General features: G+C 71.4%; 12 protein-coding genes. 4 read left to right on the top strand and 8 right to left on the bottom strand.

Annotation, left to right across the window (positions count from 1 at the left end; genetic code table 11):
* Positions 1–184: 184 nt before the first annotated feature.
* The 3 genes from ABEE00_RS09310 to ABEE00_RS09300 form a co-directional block, all read right to left on the bottom strand.
* On the bottom strand, positions 185–1,240 hold the full coding sequence (locus tag ABEE00_RS09310) for a hypothetical protein (protein ID WP_345744821.1): 1,056 nt from the start codon (positions 1,238–1,240) through the stop codon (positions 185–187).
* A gap of 227 nt (positions 1,241–1,467) precedes the next feature.
* On the bottom strand, positions 1,468–2,112 hold the full coding sequence (locus tag ABEE00_RS09305; RefSeq protein ID WP_451918536.1) for a TauD/TfdA family dioxygenase: 645 nt from the start codon (positions 2,110–2,112) through the stop codon (positions 1,468–1,470).
* Positions 2,113–2,263: 151 nt separating this feature from the next.
* Positions 2,264–3,430 (bottom strand): hypothetical protein, encoded by a 1,167-nt coding sequence (locus ABEE00_RS09300; protein WP_345744819.1) that lies wholly within the window; start codon positions 3,428–3,430, stop codon positions 2,264–2,266.
* Between the two features lie 873 nt (positions 3,431–4,303).
* On the opposite strand from ABEE00_RS09300, the gene ABEE00_RS09295 reads away from it, so the two are divergent.
* Positions 4,304–5,137 carry a PIG-L family deacetylase gene (locus ABEE00_RS09295; protein WP_345744818.1) on the top strand — a complete coding sequence of 278 codons (834 nt, stop codon included), beginning with the start codon at positions 4,304–4,306 and terminating at the stop codon, positions 5,135–5,137.
* A gap of 143 nt (positions 5,138–5,280) precedes the next feature.
* Here the strand turns inward: ABEE00_RS09295 and ABEE00_RS09290 are convergent, their stop codons facing one another.
* The 3 genes from ABEE00_RS09290 to ABEE00_RS09280 form a co-directional block, all read right to left on the bottom strand.
* Positions 5,281–7,026: an acyl-CoA dehydrogenase family protein gene (locus ABEE00_RS09290; RefSeq protein WP_345744817.1), complete on the bottom strand. Its 1,746-nt coding sequence runs from the start codon at positions 7,024–7,026 to the stop codon at positions 5,281–5,283.
* 118 nt (positions 7,027–7,144) lie between these two features.
* Complete coding sequence (locus ABEE00_RS09285; RefSeq protein WP_345744816.1) at positions 7,145–7,702, bottom strand: PadR family transcriptional regulator; 558 nt, start codon at positions 7,700–7,702, stop codon at positions 7,145–7,147.
* A gap of 90 nt (positions 7,703–7,792) precedes the next feature.
* Entirely contained in the window at positions 7,793–8,215 is a 423-nt protein-coding gene (locus ABEE00_RS09280) for a YjbQ family protein (protein ID WP_345744815.1), read from the bottom strand.
* A gap of 74 nt (positions 8,216–8,289) precedes the next feature.
* Here ABEE00_RS09280 and ABEE00_RS09275 point away from each other — a divergent pair, with 74 nt between their 5' ends.
* Positions 8,290–9,474 carry an NAD(P)-binding domain-containing protein gene (locus ABEE00_RS09275; RefSeq protein ID WP_345744814.1) on the top strand — a complete coding sequence of 395 codons (1,185 nt, stop codon included), beginning with the start codon at positions 8,290–8,292 and terminating at the stop codon, positions 9,472–9,474.
* 491 nt (positions 9,475–9,965) lie between these two features.
* Here ABEE00_RS09275 and ABEE00_RS09270 read toward each other — a convergent pair whose 3' ends face one another.
* Positions 9,966–10,979: a LacI family DNA-binding transcriptional regulator gene (locus ABEE00_RS09270; RefSeq protein ID WP_345744986.1), complete on the bottom strand. Its 1,014-nt coding sequence runs from the start codon at positions 10,977–10,979 to the stop codon at positions 9,966–9,968.
* A gap of 114 nt (positions 10,980–11,093) precedes the next feature.
* Positions 11,094–12,470 (bottom strand): MFS transporter, encoded by a 1,377-nt coding sequence (locus tag ABEE00_RS09265; RefSeq protein ID WP_345744813.1) that lies wholly within the window; start codon positions 12,468–12,470, stop codon positions 11,094–11,096.
* A 204-nt stretch (positions 12,471–12,674) separates the two neighbouring features.
* On the opposite strand from ABEE00_RS09265, the gene rhaI reads away from it, so the two are divergent.
* Both rhaI and ABEE00_RS09255 read left to right on the top strand, forming a co-directional pair.
* A complete protein-coding gene (rhaI, locus tag ABEE00_RS09260; RefSeq protein WP_345744812.1) occupies positions 12,675–13,856 on the top strand; it encodes an L-rhamnose isomerase in 1,182 nt (393 codons plus the stop codon).
* Positions 13,857–13,861: 5 nt separating this feature from the next.
* On the top strand, positions 13,862–15,922 hold the full coding sequence (locus ABEE00_RS09255) for a bifunctional aldolase/short-chain dehydrogenase (protein WP_345744811.1): 2,061 nt from the start codon (positions 13,862–13,864) through the stop codon (positions 15,920–15,922).
* The last annotated feature ends 186 nt before the right edge of the window (positions 15,923–16,108 follow it).

The following is a 16,108-nucleotide window of genomic DNA, read 5'->3' as shown; positions in this document are numbered from 1 at the left end:
CAGTCCGCCGGGAGACGCCTCCCGCGCCCGCGCCGTACGGTCGCACGGCGGCCAAGATCATAAAGGCCCTGGTTGACGGGCGGTCAGGAGGGCGGACCCGTCGTGTGACATGGGTGTTCGCGGGGCCCGGCCGCGACGGCCGGGCCCCGGGAGTGCCGGACGGAGCGGGGATCAGGAGCAGGATTCAGGAGCAGCGCCAGACGGCGGGGAATCGGGGGTAGGTGGTGCCGACCGGGGCGTTCGCGCCGCCCAGCGTCCCGTCGTCGCCGAGGGTGTAGAACTGGCCGTCGCCCTTGACGGTCGTCAGGGTGGAGGCGCCCTGCCACAGCTTGGCGGAGTGGGACTTGGCCGAGGAGCCGAGAATCAGACCGGTGCTGTTGACGTCGCTGGTCCCATAGCCGTCGGGCAGCCGGCTGGGGCGGCCGTCCTTGCCCCATGCGACGGCGAAACGGCCGAAGTCAGCGGTCTGGCCGTCACCCACCACCGTGCCGCCGGAGATCGACGAGATGGTGGAGTTCGTCGCCCCGGCCGGCATCGCGAGGGCCTTGGCGACTCCGCCCTTCCAGAGGTAGGCGCGAGTGGTTCCCTCGACGTCGGACACCGCCGTCACCGCGACCGTGCCGTCCGTGTCGACACCCTCGACGCGGCTGCCGACGGGGAACCCCGCCGGCTGGGTCACGGTCCCCGGCTTGTCGGCGGGCCAGAAGTAGGCCGTGCGGTGATTGGGGTCGTCGCCGTAGATGTCCCCGTTCGCGGTGATCGCCCGCGCCACGACGTCGTGTGCGCCCTCGGGCACCGGCAGCCGCTCCAGCTTGCCGTTGCTGGAACGGAACGGGAAGTTGTTCCCCATCGGCCAGCCCTCGCTGGACCCGGTGAGCTTCCAGCCGTATCCGACCACGGTGCCGGAGGCGTTCATGTCGTTGACGCCCAGGATGTAGTCGGCGTCAGGGACGGTCCCGAGGTCGGTGACCTTGCCGTCCGACCAGAGGGCCGCGTGCTTCTTCGTAGTACGGCCGGAGACCGGATACTCGATCTCCCCCGCGAAGAGGTCCGTACCTGCCGTCGCTGTGACGGCACCGGCGGTGGCACCGCTCGGCACGGGCATCTGGCTGGGCCGATAGGCGCAGGTCTGCGTCGCCGCGCCCGCCGAGGGGGCGAGGCCGATGAGTCCGGTGACGGCCAGTGCGGTGGTGGCCAGCGTGGCGGCGGCCGCTCGGGCGAAGCGTCTCTTGTAGCGCATGACTTCCTCCGTGAAGGTGGGGAACTACCCGCCGCGGAGGCTTCGCGCCCGGCCCATATTTCGTCTCTCCCCATGCCGTCGCACCTGTACGAAGCCCCATACGCCGCCCCGCAGGCCCGCGCGCCTCCCTCCGTACGAAGGGAACGGACCGGCGCCGCCGCTCGGCGCGAACGGCAAAGGGGAGGGCGGGCAGCCGAGGCTGCCCGCCCTCCCCCTCATGGCAGGTGTCAGTCGGTCATCGCGACCAGGATCCGCCGCGGCCCGGTGAAGGGGCGGCGTCCGTGGGCGACCAGGACGTTGTCGATCAGGAGCACGTCACCGGCGTGCCAGTCGACGTTCACCGCGTTGTCCAGACCGCGGTCGCGCACCTGGATGACGTACTCGTCCGGAATCGGCCGCCCGTCGGCGAAGGCGACGGACTGCGGCAGCTCTTCGACCGGCATGATCTGCGCCAGTGCCTTCGCGGTCTCGTCGCCGAGGGCCGCCGGGTGCCCCTGGTCGGACTGGTTGAACCAGCCCTCGGTGCCGGTCTCCGGGTGCCGCAGGGTCGAGGGGCCGCCGTGGGAGACCCGCAGCGTGCCGTCCGTGCGCCAGCTCCACTCGGAGCCGGCGTCCTTCAGACACGCCTCGGCCTCGTCGCGGTCGTCGGTCTCGAAGGTGTCCTGCCAGCTCTTGCCCAGGCCCTTGCCGCCGTGCAGGTTCTGCGAGTACCGCACGCCGCCCTGGTAGGCCTCGCGCACCTCGTCGTCGAGGGAGTTCAGCCACAGTTCGGCATCGAGGACCGGGGTGGCGCCGCCGGTCTCCGGAGCGACGTCGCAGAAGAACATCAGCCGGGTCGGCCAACTCGGCGCGTACGACATCTCGTTGTGCAGCCGTCGCCGAGCTCCTCCAGGTACGCGACGAGGCCCTCCGGCGTCGCGGGTGCGCCCGCATCCGACGGCCTGATCTCAAGTGGCGTCCAGGCGCCGTGTGCTTGCATGTACGGGGGTCCTTCCAGGGTTGACGCGGTACTGCGGGACGGCGTCAGCCGATCGCGCTCGCGGGCAGGTACGAGGCGAAGGTCGGGGTGGCGAAGAAGGCCCGGTAGGAGCCCGCCGCCCACAGGGAGCCGTCGGGGGCGCCGCTGAGCGACGACACGCTGCTGATGTCCTCGTAGTCGGTCTTGGGGTCGAACGGTGACGCGATGGTGTCCCAAGAGCGGCCGTTCCAGCGCAGCACACCCGAGTGGCCGCTCCGCTGCTCCAGGCTCAGGCCCGCGTACAGCTTGCCGCCCGCCCAGGTGAGCTCGGTGACGCCGTACACCTTGGGGAGCTTCACCTCGGCGCTGGTGTCCCAGGAGCTGCCGGTCCAGCGCAGCACCTTCGTGCCGGCCGCGGCCCACACCTCACCTGAGGCGTTCGCGGTGATCTCTGATACCCCTCCGGTGCCTGCGGGGAGCGGCACCTCCTTCCAGGAGCTGCCGTTCCAGCGCATCACGATGCCGCGGCAGCGGCTGGTGTCCTGGCCCTCGCAAGTCTCGCCGGACGCCCAGACGTCGGTGCTCGACACGGCGTGGATGTTGCCCAGAAGGGTGCGGCCGCCCTTCGCCTGAGGCAGCTTGGTGATCTTCCAGTCAGTGCCGTCCCAGCGGCCGATGACGCCCGCCTGGGTCGGTGTGGTGGTAGTCCACTGGGTCTCGCCAGCCGCCCACACCTCCTTGGCGGAGAGCGCCTTGACGGAGTTGAACGCCACGGTCTTGTCGGCCGGGGAGCGGTCCTCCCAAGCGGTGCCGTTCCAGTGATTGGCGATGGTGGGCGTGGCCGCCATGCTGCCGATGACCCAGAGGTCCTTGGCAGAGGTGGCTGTCCACCGGTCGTCCCCGTAGGTGTCGAGCGACTGCGTCTTCCGCGGGAGGGGAATCTGCTTCCAGGCGGTGCCCTCGCGCTGCCAGTACGTGGAGAACTCGCCGGACCCCGGGTCGCCCTGCGGGAAGTAGCCACCGCGGGCGAAGACGGTGCCGTCGGCGGCCGGCAGGAAGGCGTCCATCCAGTTGTTGCTGTTCGGGTCCGGAACGGGTTGCCACCCTCCGGCCGCCGTGGCGGGCGCCACGGCGATGCCGACGGCCACACCGGTACCGGTGAGCACTACGGCCGCCCGACGCAGCCAGGATCTGGCGCGCGTACGGCGGTGGGCTTGGTTGCTGCTGCTCACTGTGCACTCCAAGAGACAGGGCCGGTCAGGCATGACCCGAACGGCCGTGATGAAGGGGGTGGTTCGGGATTGCGGCGGCAGGGGCTGCACGGCACGACGTCCGTACCGAAGGCGCCGAGCCTCCCGGCGACGCATGAGCCGACCCGGCCGAGGCCGGTCACGCCGGGCTCGGTGGGGAATTCCCCGGCGGGGACCACCACGGGGCCACGGAAACGCAGCGGCTCGGCCACCCGGCTGTTCTGGGGCATCGCACGCTCCGTATGAGTCGGACACCGGCTCCGGCCAGCCCCCGGCGCGGTCCCGGCACGGAGGCGCCGGACCGGAGGCTGGCCCAGTCTCGGAGCGGGCGCCATATTTGCCCTATACCGCCCCGTGGAGGCCCGCTGCGGTGGGCCAGGATGCGTGAGGCGTTCGGCCTGACCTCCGCGTTCGGCGAGATCCACAGCACGTGCCCGGCCAGGTCGGTCACGGCCCGCAGGTTCACGCCGTGGCGACAGTGATTGCGCGGACGCACCAGAGCGACGAGCGGGCATCGGTGCGGCTCGGCCGACGGTGAGGGTGCACAGCGCGAGGGCGACAGCGCTGCGCGACTGTGCGATGTCGCTCCCGGCGGGCTCGGCGGGCCCGGCGCCCACGATCGCGCGGGACCGAGGGGCCGGGGGGCACGCTGCCGCGCCGATGCCTGGAAGGGTGAACGGCCGCGTCGGGAACATCTCGCCCGGCCGACGCGGTTGCATCGGCCGAGGGGCCGGTGCCGCGGGCGGGGAGTACGGAGGCCATGAGGTCGTCCGTGCCGCCAGGATCCGGGCCCCGGGGTCGCGGCACGTCCACCGCGTACTCGCACCAGACATGTTTCCGCAGGAGGAACCCTTCATGACCGACCGACCCTTGACGCTCATGGCCGTGCACGCCCACCCCGACGACGAGGCCACCAGTACCGGAGGGGTCCTCGCGCGGTACGCGGCGGAAGGCGTACGCACGGTTCTCGTGACGTGTACCGACGGCGGTTGCGGTGACGGACCGGAGGGCGTCAAGCCGGGCGATCCCGGGCACGACCCGGCGTCCGTCGTCTCGATGCGCCGTAAAGAACTGGAGAAGAGCTGCGACGTTCTGAAGGTCAGCGACCTGGAGACGCTGGACTACGCCGACTCCGGGATGATCGGCTGGCCGAGCAACGAGGCCCCCGGATCCTTCTGGCAGACGCCCGTGGAGGAAGGCGCCGCCCGACTCGCCGATCTCATGCGGCACTACCAGCCCGATGTGGTCGTCACCTATGACGAGAACGGTTTCTACGGCCACCCCGACCACATCCAGGCCCACCGCATCACCATGACGGCGCTGGAGATGACCGGGCTGACGCCGAAGGTGTACTGGACGACGATGCCCCGCTCGGGCATGCGGCGGTTCGGCGAGATCATGCGCGAGCTCGGCGAGGACATGCCGGAGCCGGACCCTGCCGAGGAGGCCGCGATGGCCGAGATCGGCCTCCCCGACGACGAGATCACCACGTGGGTGGACACCACCGCGTTCAGCGACCAGAAGTTCGACTCCCTGGCCGCGCACGCCAGTCAGGGCGAGAACATCTTCTTCCTCAAGATGGGCAAGGAGCGGTTCGGCGAGCTGATGGGCATGGAGACCTTCGTACGGGTCAAGGACGCCACCGGCGCGCCCGTACCCGAGAACGACCTCTTCGCCGGCCTGCGCTGACCCGCTCGCCCTGGCTGAGGTTCTTGCGCGTGGGTGTCGCCGTTGGTGTCCGGGACCTCCGTCCGAGGGGCGCCCACCCCGGCTTCCCGTGGAAGCCGGGGTGGGCAGACCTCTCTCCTCCTCGCGGCCGCCGCTCCTCGCGGCTACGGCGCCATCTCGTACGTTCCGGACAACGCCTCGACGCGTGCCCAGACGCGTGCCGAGCGGGCCTCGTCGGCGACGGGGCGCCGGACCGCCTCCAGGGCCCAGCGCTGCTGTTCGGCGGTGGCGGAGTCCTTGCCGTGCAGCTCGACGGCGTGCGCGGAGAAGTCGCGGATCAGCACGCCGAAGAGCTCGTCGAGCACATCGTGTTCGAGGCCGGTCAGACGGGCCTGCTCCAGGATCAGCTGTCCGTGCACGACCAGGGCGAACAGCTGGCCGACGGCGAGCAGAAGGTCGAGGTCGCGGCTCTGCTCCTGGTCAGGCGCGGCGGTGGTGACGAAGTCGCACAGGGCGTCCGCCTGTTCGCGGAAGCGGGCGACGTTGGGCATGTCGGCGTACGCGTCGTACGCGGTGCGCCAGTCGTGGAAGCGGATGGAGCCCAGGCCACGAGCCGCGCCCTGCCGGAAGAGGAAGTCGTCGTCGGCCGCGTCCAGGCGGGTCGGTACGGGCTCGTACTCGGCCGTGTTGAGGAGGTGGTTGCCCATGAACTTGAGGATCAGCGCCAGGTTGACGTGGACCGTGCCCTCCAGCTTCGGCAGGCCGCGGATCTCGACGGCCGCCTGCGCGAAGTAGTTGTCCTTCTCGAAGCCCTTGGCGGCGATGACGTCCCACATCAGGTCGATGACCTTCTCGCCCTCGGTGGTCACCTTCATCTTCGTCATCGGGTTGAAGAGCAGGTAGCGGCGGTCGTCGGGTCCCGCCGAGCGGAAGTAGTCGACGGCGCGGTCGCTGAACAGCTTCATCCCGACGAGGCGGACGTACGCGTCGGTCAGCTCCCGGCGCACATGCGGGAAGGCGGTGACGGGGTTGCCGTAGAGGACACGGTTGTGCGCGTGGGTGACGGCCTCGTACATCGCGTGCTCGCAGATGCCGATCGAGGCGGTGCACAGGTTGAACTTGCCGATGTTGACGGTGTTGAGGGCGGCGTCGAAGGCGGCACGGCCGGTGTGCAGCACGTCGTCGGGACCGACGGGGTAATTGTCGAGCCGGAACTCGCTGACGTACTTGGAGGAGTCGACGACGTTCTTCACCAGCTCGTACGCCTCGTGGCGGCTGTCGGCGGCGAAGAAGACATAGCCCTCGGGCCCCTCGACATCGGTGCGGCGGCCGAAGACGGAGACAAGGCCGGCGGCGTTGCCGTTGCCGATGTAGTACTTCGAGCCACTGGCCCGGAAACCGCCGTTGCCGTCGGATTCGAGGAGCATGTCGGTGGAGTAGATGTCAGCGCCGTGGCTCTTTTCGGACAGGCCGAACGCGAACACCTCACCCTGGGCGAGGAGTTCGGCCGCCCGCGTACGGGCAGCGGCGTTGTCGCTCTGCCAGACCGGGCCGAGCCCCAGGATCGTGACCTGCCACGCGTACCAGTAGTCGAGCCCGTAGAAGCCGAAGATCTCGTTGAGGGCGGCGATCCTGGCCGTGTCCCACCGCATGTCCCCCTGCTCCGCCGCCTGCCCGCCGGCGGCGGCGGAGGCGACAGTGGCAGGAGTGAGGAAGGTGGCGAACAGCCCTTCCTTCGCCGCGAATTCGAGGAAATCCGCCAGCCAGGCGCGGGAGCGGTAGTCCTCGATCAGACGGCGCTTGCCGCGGTTCTCGAACCAGTCGACGGTGGCGCGCAGCAGCCTGCGGGTCTCGGGGTCGAAGTGGGTCGGATCGTACGTACGCGGGTTGAACAGCAGCGGGTCAGCCATGGGTGTGCACCTCTCCGGCTCGGGAATTGACATGCTCGGGAGTTGACATGGGGAAAGGGAAAGCTCGGGCGGACCGCGGGGCGGCGCCCCCGCCGGGGCGCCTGTACGCGGGACCGGTTCAGCGCTCGGCGGCGAGCCGGTGCAGCGTGGCGAGCACGTCGTCCAGCCAGTCGAGCGTCATGCGCTCGTACGCGATGCCGCCGCGCAGCACGACGTGTTGGAGCTGCTGCCCGGCGTCGGATGTTCCGGGGGCGTCGGGGCCGGTGAAATCGCGCCGCTCCCCCGCGAGGTAGTGCGCGAGCCGGCTCTCGTGCGCCCGGCGGTGCCGCTCCACCTCGCGGATCAGCGCGGCCGGGTCGTCGAAGGCCGCGCCGCGGATCTTCACGGCGAGCTCGTGCCGGACGCTCTCCGGCTCGATCGGCTCGTGCAGCCACTGGGAGAGGGCGGCCCGGCCGGGGGCGGCGACGGAGTACTCCCTCTTGTCGGGCCGGGCCTGTTGCGTCACCTCGCGAGCGTCGATCCAGCCGTCGCTCTCCATGCGCTTGAGCACGCGGTAGATCTGTTGATGGGTGGCGGTCCAGAAGTAACCGATCGAGCGGTCGAAACGCCGGGCCAGCTCGTAGCCGGAGCCCGGCTTCTCCAGCAGCGAGACGAGAATCGCGTGGTCAAGCGCCATGCCCGCATCCTCTATGCAACTTGTTGCATAGCCAAGCGGAGCCGGCCGGCTGAGACACAGCTCACCCCGGCCGACGGCGCTCGGCTCCCCTCACCCCAGGAAGCTGAGCCGCACCTTCCGCTCCGGGTTGTCCCCGTTGGTGTCGACCAGGCACACGGACTGCCAGGTGCCCAGTTCCAGGCGGCCGCCGATCACGGGGAGGGTCGCGTGCGGCGGGACGATCGCCGGGAGTACGTGGTCGCGGCCGTGGCCCGGGCTGCCGTGCCGGTGCCGCCAGCGGTCGTCGGCGGGGAGCAGGTCGCGCAGCGCCGCGAGCAGGTCGTCGTCGCTGCCGGCGCCGGTCTCGAGGATCGCGATCCCGGCTGTGGCGTGCGGGACGAACACGTTGAGCAGGCCGTCGCGGCCGTTCGCCGCGCGGCCGAGGAACTGCTCGCACTCGCGGGTCAGGTCGGCGACGGTCTCGCCGGAGCCGGTCGTGATCCGGAGTACGTGGGTCTGGAGTGCGTCGGTCATGCCCCCATCCTCTCTGCCGCGCGGGTCCGGGCGCGCCCGGGAAGGCACGGCGCTGCGCGATGGTTAGTAGAAACATGAACGATGTTGCGGTGGTGGTCATCGGTGCGGGACAGGCCGGCCTCTCGGCCGCGTACCACCTGCGGCGTACGGGATTCGTGCCCTGGCGCGACTTCGTCGTGCTGGACCACGCGCCGGAGCCCGGCGGCGCCTGGCAGCACCGGTGGCCGACGCTCACCTACGGCCGGGTGCACGGCATGCACGCGCTGCCCGGCATGGAGCTGACCGGCGCCGATCCCGAAGCGCCGTCCTCGGAGGTGATCGGCGGCTACTTCGCGCGCTACGAACGGGCCTTCGCGCTTCCCGTACGCCGTCCCGTGCACGTCAGCGGCGTACGGGAGGCCGGCGACGGGCTCGCGTACGGGGACGGACCCGCGAGCGGGGGCGGGCGGCTGCTCGTGGAGAGCGACGCCGGTACGTGGCGGACGCGGGCCGTGATCAGTGCGACCGGCACCTGGGACCGCCCGTTCTGGCCGCGCGTACCGGGCCAGGAGGCGTTCGGCGGGCGGCAGTTGCACACCGCGCAGTACCCGGGCCCGCACGCGGACGCCTTCGAGGGCAAGCGGGTCGTGGTCGTCGGCGGCGGCACCTCGGCGGTGCAGCATCTGCTGGAGGTCGCCGAGGTCGCGGCGGACACCGCGTGGGTCACGCGCAGGCCACCGGTGTTCCGCGAGGGCCCCTTCGACGAGGAACAGGGCAGGGCCGCCGTGGCCATGGCCGAGGAGCGGGTGCGGCAGGGGCTGCCGCCGCGCAGCGTGGTGTCCGTGACGGGGCTGCCGATGACCGAGGCCATGCGCAGGGCGCGGGAGCGCGGGGTGCTGGAGCGGCTGCCGATGTTCGAGCGCCTGGTGCCGGACGGTGTGGTCTGGGCCGACGGCACGCGCTGGCGCGCGGACACCGTCCTGTGGGCGACCGGCTTCCGGCCGGTGACCGCGCATCTCGCCCCGCTGCGGCTGCGCGAGGCGGGCGGCGGCATCCGGCTGGAGGGCACGCGCGCGGAACGGGACCCGCGCGTGCATCTGGTCGGCTACGGCCCCTCGGCCAGCACGATCGGGGCGAACCGCGCGGGCCGCGCCGCCGTGCGGGACATCCGCGCGCTCCTCAACTCCCGTGAACCGTACGGCAGTTGTCCGGGAACGGGCGAACACGGGAGCGGAAATTCGCCCGAACGTATGGCCGTTGCGGAGAAAGTTGCGCGGTAACTGTGTGCTGACAGATGCTTACGGGGCGCAAGCGGCGGGCTGCAGACCGCAGTTGGCGCCTCCCCCTCATGTCCCTTGAGGGCCGGAGTGTTGTCCCACACTGACCATGCAAGGAGAACGCACCACCATGGACCTCATCACCAACGCCCTGGCAGCCGTCGTCCACTTCGTGGGCCTGCTCGTCTGAGGCATTGAGCCACTGAGGCACTGAGGCGTCACGCGAAGACGCCAGGGCGCATGTCCCCCGGCGCCGACCCTCCCCGTCCCACGGAGGGTCGGCGCCGTCGCCTTGTGCGGAGCACCGCTCACGAAGCAGAGCACTGCTCCAACTACGGAGCACCGCTCACGACCCAGAGCACCGCTCCACGCTTGGAGCATCGCTCCCAGGGCAGAGCACCGCTCCCGTTGCGGAGCACCGCTCCCAGACCAGAGCACTGCTCGCGACCCAGAGCACCGCTCCACCCCCGGAGCACCGCTCCATGCAACGCCCCTCAATCCCTCCGCGCCATGCTCGAATCCCGTACCACCAACTCCGGCTGGAGCACGATGCGTTGGTGCTGGTGGCGGTCCGCGTCCTCGCCCGTCTCCTCGATGAGGAGGTCGGCGGCCGCGCGGCCCATGCGGTAGGCGGGCTGGCGCACCGAGGTGAGGGGCACGGCCGCCGCCGCGGCGAACTGGATGTCGTCGTAGCCGACCAGCGCCATGTCCTCCGGGACCCGCACCCCGGCCCCGTACAGCGCCTGGAGCACGCCCAGCGCGAGCAGGTCGTTCGCGCAGAAGACCGCGGTCGGGCGGGGTGACATGCCCAGCAGCCTGGCCCCCGCGTCGCGCCCCGCCGGCACGTCGGTGCGCTCGGCCTCCACCTGGCGCAGCCCCTCCTCGCCGAGACCCGCCTCGCGGAGCGCGTGCAGGATGCCGGTGCGCCGGTCGCGGCACTGGTTCAGGTGCATGGGGCCGCTGACGTACACGATGTCGCGGTGGCCCTGTTCCACCAGGTGGCGACCGGCGAAGGCGCCGCCGGCCACGTCGTCAACCGAGACCGAGCAGCCCTCGGCGCTGGGCGCGACCCGGTCGACCGAGACGTGCGCGATGCCGTGCCGGCGGAAGTCGGCCAGGTTGTCGCCGCTGCTGTCGGTGGGGGTGATGAGCACGCCGCGTACCCGCTGCTCGGCGAAGAGGGAGAGGTACTCGGCCTCCTCCGCCGGACTCTGCGCGCTGTTGCACAGCATCACGCCGAGGCCGGCGTCCCTGGCGGCCCGTTCGGCGCCCGAGGCCACGTCGACGAAGAAGGGGTTGGCCATGTCCAGCACCAGCAGCGCGATGATCCGGCTGCGCCCGGCGCGGAGCTGGCGCGCCGACTCGCTGCGTACGTAGCCGAGCTGCCGGATGACGGCCTGCACCCGGTCGCGGGTCACCTCGGCCACCATCTCCGGCCTGTTGATGACGTTGGAGACGGTGCCGACCGAGACCCCGGCCGCCCGTGCGACGTCCTTGATGCCCACCATGCTTGCCACGACGGCACATGCTACGCAGCCGCGCACCGCGGCGACGACGGCGACCGGGGGCCGACCGGCCACGACGCGTGCGCGGGCGGCGCCTTCACCGGGTGCGGGCGCGGTTCAGCGCGCCGCCTCGGGGGCCGGTGCGGGGGCCTCCGCCTCCTCGCGGCGCCACCCGTACCGCTCCTCGATCTCCTCCAGCGTGCGGCCCCGGTTGTCCGGCCCCCACAGCACCCCGATCACGCCGCTGACCAGCAGGAAGCCCATGAGGATCAGGGCCAGGTTCTGGAACCCGGTCGCGGTGATCACCGGCACGAAGAAGCTCCAGAAGCCGAGCGCGATGCGGACGACCGCGAACACCAGGCCCTGCGCCGAGCTGCGCAGCCGCGCGGGGAACAGCTCGGAGGACCAGAGCTGGAAGAAGTGCTGGGCGCTGAAGCTCATGCCGATGTTGACGAGCAGGATGTACGCGAGCGCCGTACCGGTGTCTAGAGCCATCAGCGCGATCACCGCGAAGCCCGCGAGCTGCACCAGGATGCTGATGCCGAACAGGGCCCGCCGGTTCACGCGGTCGGCGAGGAGCATGAAGACGGCTCCTGTGCCCAGCACCTGGACGCCCCAGCCCAGTACCGACAGTCCCACGCTCATGGCGTCCGACTGCGAGCCGAAGGTCTTGAGGAGGTAGGGCTGGTAGAAGCCGTTGGTGCCGGCCATGAGGTTCCAGAAGAGGTACACGCCGGTGCACACCGCGATCGCCTTCACCGAGCGGCGGTGCAGCAACTCCCGCATCTGCCCGAGGAATCCGGGCTCGCCGCCGGCCGCGGGACCGGATCCGGCGCCGACCCCGGACCCGGTCCCTGCCCCTGCGCTCCCCTCCGCCCGCGCCGCCCGCGCCGACTCCCACCGCGCCGACTCCGCGATCGAGCGGCGCCCCAGATACGTCAGCGCCGCGAGCACCAGCAGGTGCAGGAAGACCAGCCGTACGCCGAGCATCCCCAGCGGCTGCACCAGCAGGCCGAGGGTGAGCACCACCATCGGGCCCGTGCTCCACAGCAGTTGCATGACGCCGCCGGTCGCGCCGCGTTTGTCGTCCCTGGCGGTCTCGCTCATCATCGACCAGCTCGCCGGGACGTCGCTGCCCACGGCCAGCCCGACGATCACGTACCCGACGAAGAGCATCCAGCCGCTGACCGCACCGATCAGCCAGAGCGTGCCGAACATGTAGACCAGCAGGTTGCTGGTGAACACGCGCTTGCGGCCGTACCTGTCGCACAGGTAGCCGCCGACCAGCGCGCCGATGCCGGCCGAGATCGCGTTGGAGCTGATCGCCCCGAGCAGGCCGACGGCGGTGCCGCCGAGGCCGAACTCCTGGGCCCACAGAGCCAGTCCGGCGGATCCGGCGACGATCGACCCCGCGTCGATGTAGCCGCCGAGCCCGGAGACCAGCGTGGTGCGCCGCCGCATGCGGGCGGACGGCGCGGTGACGGATGCGCTCATCGGGAACTCCCGGGAGGAGGAGGGGGAGGTACGGGAGCCGGCTGGGCGGAGACGCTAGAGCGCTCCGTTGAAACGTGTCAATGACTTGAACGCGACCCTCTCGTACGGCATCAGACCGCCAACAGCCCGAAGCCTCCGGAGGGTTGACGCTCCCCCACGCCCCGCATAGCGTCCCGCATGAATCGATTCATCAGGGAGGCTTCCATGCCATCGCCCCAGGTCCCGGCGGCGCAGGCCGCAGCGGTGAAGGCCGCGCTGAGGACGCAGCGCATCGAGACCCCGTCGTGGGCCTTCGGCAACTCCGGCACCCGCTTCAAGGTCTTCGCCCAGCCGGGTGTCCCGCGTACCCCGCAGGAGAAGCTGGACGATGCTGCGCGGGTGCACGAGCACACCGGGGCCGCGCCCGCCGTGGCGCTGCACATCCCCTGGGACCGGGTGGAGGACTACGCCGCGCTCGCCGCGTACGCCAAGGAGCGCGGGCTCGACATCGGCACCGTCAACGCGAACGTCTTCCAGGACGACGACTACAAGCTGGGCTCGGTCGCCCACCCCGACGCCTCCGTACGCCGCAAGGCGCTGGACCACCTGCTGGAGTGCGTGGACGTCATGGACGCCACCGGGTCGCGCGATCTGAAGCTGTGGTTCGCGGACGGCACCAACTACCCGGGCCAGGACGACATCAGGGCGCGCCAGGACCGGCTGGCGGAGGCGCTGTCGGAGGTGTACGCGCGGCTGGGCGCGGGGCAGCGGATGCTGCTGGAGTACAAGTTCTTCGAGCCGGCCTTCTACTCCACGGACGTGCCCGACTGGGGCACCGCGTACGCGCACTGCCTCAAGCTGGGCGAGAAGGCGCAGGTGGTGGTGGACACCGGGCACCACGCGCCGGGCACCAACATCGAGTTCATCGTGGCGCTGCTGCTGCGCGAGGGGAAGCTCGGCGGCTTCGACTTCAACTCCCGCTTCTACGCGGACGACGACCTGATGGCGGGCGCGGCCGATCCCTTCCAGCTCTTCCGGCTGATGTACGAGGTGGTGCGGGGCGGTGGGTACGGGGAGCACACCGCGTTCATGCTCGACCAGTGCCACAACATCGAGCCGAAGATCCCCGCGGTGATCCGCTCGGTGATGAACGTGCAGGAGGCGACGGCGAAGGCGCTGCTCGTGGACCGCGAGGAGCTGGCGGCCGCGCAGCGCGAGGGCGATGTGCTGGGCGCGAACGCGGTGCTGATGGACGCGTACGGCACCGATGTGCGGCCCTTGTTGGCCGAGGTGCGCGAGGAGATGGGCGCCGCCGCCGACCCGCTGGCGGCGTACCGGGCCTCGGGCTGGGCCGAGCGGATCGTCGCGGAGCGCAAGGGCGGGCGGCAGGCCGGATGGGGAGCGTGAGCGCGATGGGCGACGGTACGCGCGAGGAGGCGCTGAACGCGCAGGTCAGGGCCCTGTTGGAGCGTTCGCACCGGCTCGGTGCCGATCCGCGGAATACCAATTACGCGGGCGGCAACACCTCGGCGAAGGGCGCCGCCGTCGACCCGGTGACCGGGCGGGACTGCGAGCTGCTGTGGGTGAAGGGTTCGGGCGGTGACCTGGGAACGCTCACCGAGGGCGGGCTCGCGGCGCTGCGGCTGGACCGGCTGCGGGCGCTGCGCGAGGTGTACCCGGGGGTGGAGCGCGAGGACGAGATGGCCGGCGCCTTCGACTTCTGTCTGCACGGGAAGGGCGGGGCCGCGCCGTCCATCGACACCGCGATGCACGGTCTGGTGGGGGCGGCCCATGTGGACCATCTGCACCCGGACTCGGGGATCGCGCTGGCCTGCGCCGCGGACGGCGAGAAGCTGACGGCCGAGTGCTTCGGGGACGCGGTGGTGTGGGTGCCGTGGCGGCGGCCCGGCTTCCAACTGGGCCTGGACATCGCGGCGGTGAAGGAGGCGAACCCCCGGGCGATCGGCTGCGTTCTCGGTGGCCACGGCATCACGGCGTGGGGCGACACCAGCGAGGAGTGCGAGCGCAATTCGCTGTTCATCATCCGCACCGCGGAGTCCTTCCTCGCCGAGCGCGGCGGGGAGGAGCCCTTCGGTCCCGTACGGGAGGAGTGGCGTCCGCTTCCGGAGGCGGAGCGGCGGGCGCGCGCGGCGCACCTCGCGCCTGTCGTGCGGGGGTTGGCCTCGACCGACAAGGCGCAGGTCGGGCACTTCACCGACTCCCATGCCGTGCTGGACTTCCTCTCCCGTACGGAGCATCCGCGGCTGGCGGCGCTGGGGACCTCGTGCCCCGACCACTTCCTGCGGACGAAGGTGCGGCCGATGGTCGTGGACCTGCCGGCGGACGCGCCGCTGGAGGACGTGGTCGCGCGGCTGCGGGAGCTGCATGCGGCGTACCGGGAGGAGTACCGCGACTACTACGACAGGCACGCGTCGCCGGACTCCCCCGCGATGCGGGGCGCCGACCCGGCGGTGGTCCTGGTTCCCGGGGTGGGCATGTTCACCTTCGGGAAGGACAAGCAGACGGCTCGGGTCGCGGGCGAGTTCTACGTGAACGCGGTCAACGTGATGCGCGGCGCGGAGGCGGTCTCCTCGTACGCCCCGATCGGTGAGTCGGAGAAGTTCCGCATCGAGTACTGGGAGCTGGAGGAGGCCAAGCTGCGGCGTATGCCGGCGCCGCGGCCGCTCGCGGCGCGGGTGGCGCTGGTGACCGGCGCGGGCTCCGGGATCGGCCGCGCGGTCGCGCACCGGCTGGCCGCCGAGGGCGCGTGCGTGGTCGTCGCGGATGTGAACGCGGAGAGCGCGGGCACGGTGGCCGAGGAACTGGGCGGGCCGGACACGGCAGTTGCGGTCACCGCGGACGTGACCGACGAATCCCAGGTCGCGGCGGCACTCCGTGAGGCCGCGCTGGCCTTCGGCGGGGTGGACCTGCTGGTCAACAACGCGGGGATCTCCCTCTCCCGCCCCCTGCTGGAGACCACCGCCGAGGACTGGGACCGGCAGCACTCGATCATGGCCCGCGGCTCCTTCCTGATGTCGCGGGAGGCGGCGCGGGTGATGACGGCGCAGGGCATGGGCGGGGACATCGTGTACGTGGTGTCGAAGAACGGCGTGTTCGCGGGCCCGAACAACATCGCGTACGGCGCGGCGAAGGCGGACCAGGCGCACCAGGTGCGGCTGCTCGCGGCGGAGCTGGGCGAGCACGGCATCCGCGTGAACGGGGTCAACCCCGACGGCGTGGTACGGGGTTCCGGGATCTTCGCCGGCGGCTGGGGCGCGCAGCGGGCGGCGGTGTACGGGGTGCGGGAGGAGGAGTTGGGCGCGTACTACGCGCAACGCACCCTGCTGAAGCGCGAGATCCTCCCGGAGCACGTGGCCAACGCGGTCTTCGCCCTCACCGCCGGCGACCTGTCCCACACGACGGGCTTGCACGTGCCGGTGGACGCGGGGGTGGCGGCGGCGTTCTTGAGGTGAGCGACCGGGCAGCCCCTGTCCCCCTGCGACAGGGCAACACGTGTTCCGCCGCAGCGGAAGGCGACCACGGCGTAAGCCGTCGGCGGTCACGGCGCAAAGCCCCCACCGGACGCGCCCCACCACAGGCAGCCGCAGGCGCGGAGCGTCGGAGGCAGCCCCGCACGTCACAAGGGGCAAGCGACCACC

It is taken from the genome of Streptomyces odontomachicola (assembly GCF_039605595.1).
Lineage (GTDB): Bacteria > Actinomycetota > Actinomycetes > Streptomycetales > Streptomycetaceae > Streptomyces.
This window is presented reverse-complemented; position numbering and strand designations above follow the sequence as displayed.

Coding starts and splice junctions, on each gene's coding strand:
- ABEE00_RS09310 (WP_345744821.1), bottom strand. CDS start 1,240: ATGCGCTACAAGAGACGCTTCGCCCGAGCGGCCGCCGCCACGCTGGCC.
- ABEE00_RS09295 (WP_345744818.1), top strand. CDS start 4,304: ATGACCGACCGACCCTTGACGCTCATGGCCGTGCACGCCCACCCCGAC.
- ABEE00_RS09290 (WP_345744817.1), bottom strand. CDS start 7,026: ATGGCTGACCCGCTGCTGTTCAACCCGCGTACGTACGATCCGACCCAC.
- ABEE00_RS09285 (WP_345744816.1), bottom strand. CDS start 7,702: ATGGCGCTTGACCACGCGATTCTCGTCTCGCTGCTGGAGAAGCCGGGC.
- ABEE00_RS09280 (WP_345744815.1), bottom strand. CDS start 8,215: ATGACCGACGCACTCCAGACCCACGTACTCCGGATCACGACCGGCTCC.
- ABEE00_RS09275 (WP_345744814.1), top strand. CDS start 8,290: ATGAACGATGTTGCGGTGGTGGTCATCGGTGCGGGACAGGCCGGCCTC.
- ABEE00_RS09270 (WP_345744986.1), bottom strand. CDS start 10,979: ATGGTGGGCATCAAGGACGTCGCACGGGCGGCCGGGGTCTCGGTCGGC.
- ABEE00_RS09265 (WP_345744813.1), bottom strand. CDS start 12,470: ATGAGCGCATCCGTCACCGCGCCGTCCGCCCGCATGCGGCGGCGCACC.
- rhaI (WP_345744812.1), top strand. CDS start 12,675: ATGCCATCGCCCCAGGTCCCGGCGGCGCAGGCCGCAGCGGTGAAGGCC.
- ABEE00_RS09255 (WP_345744811.1), top strand. CDS start 13,862: ATGGGCGACGGTACGCGCGAGGAGGCGCTGAACGCGCAGGTCAGGGCC.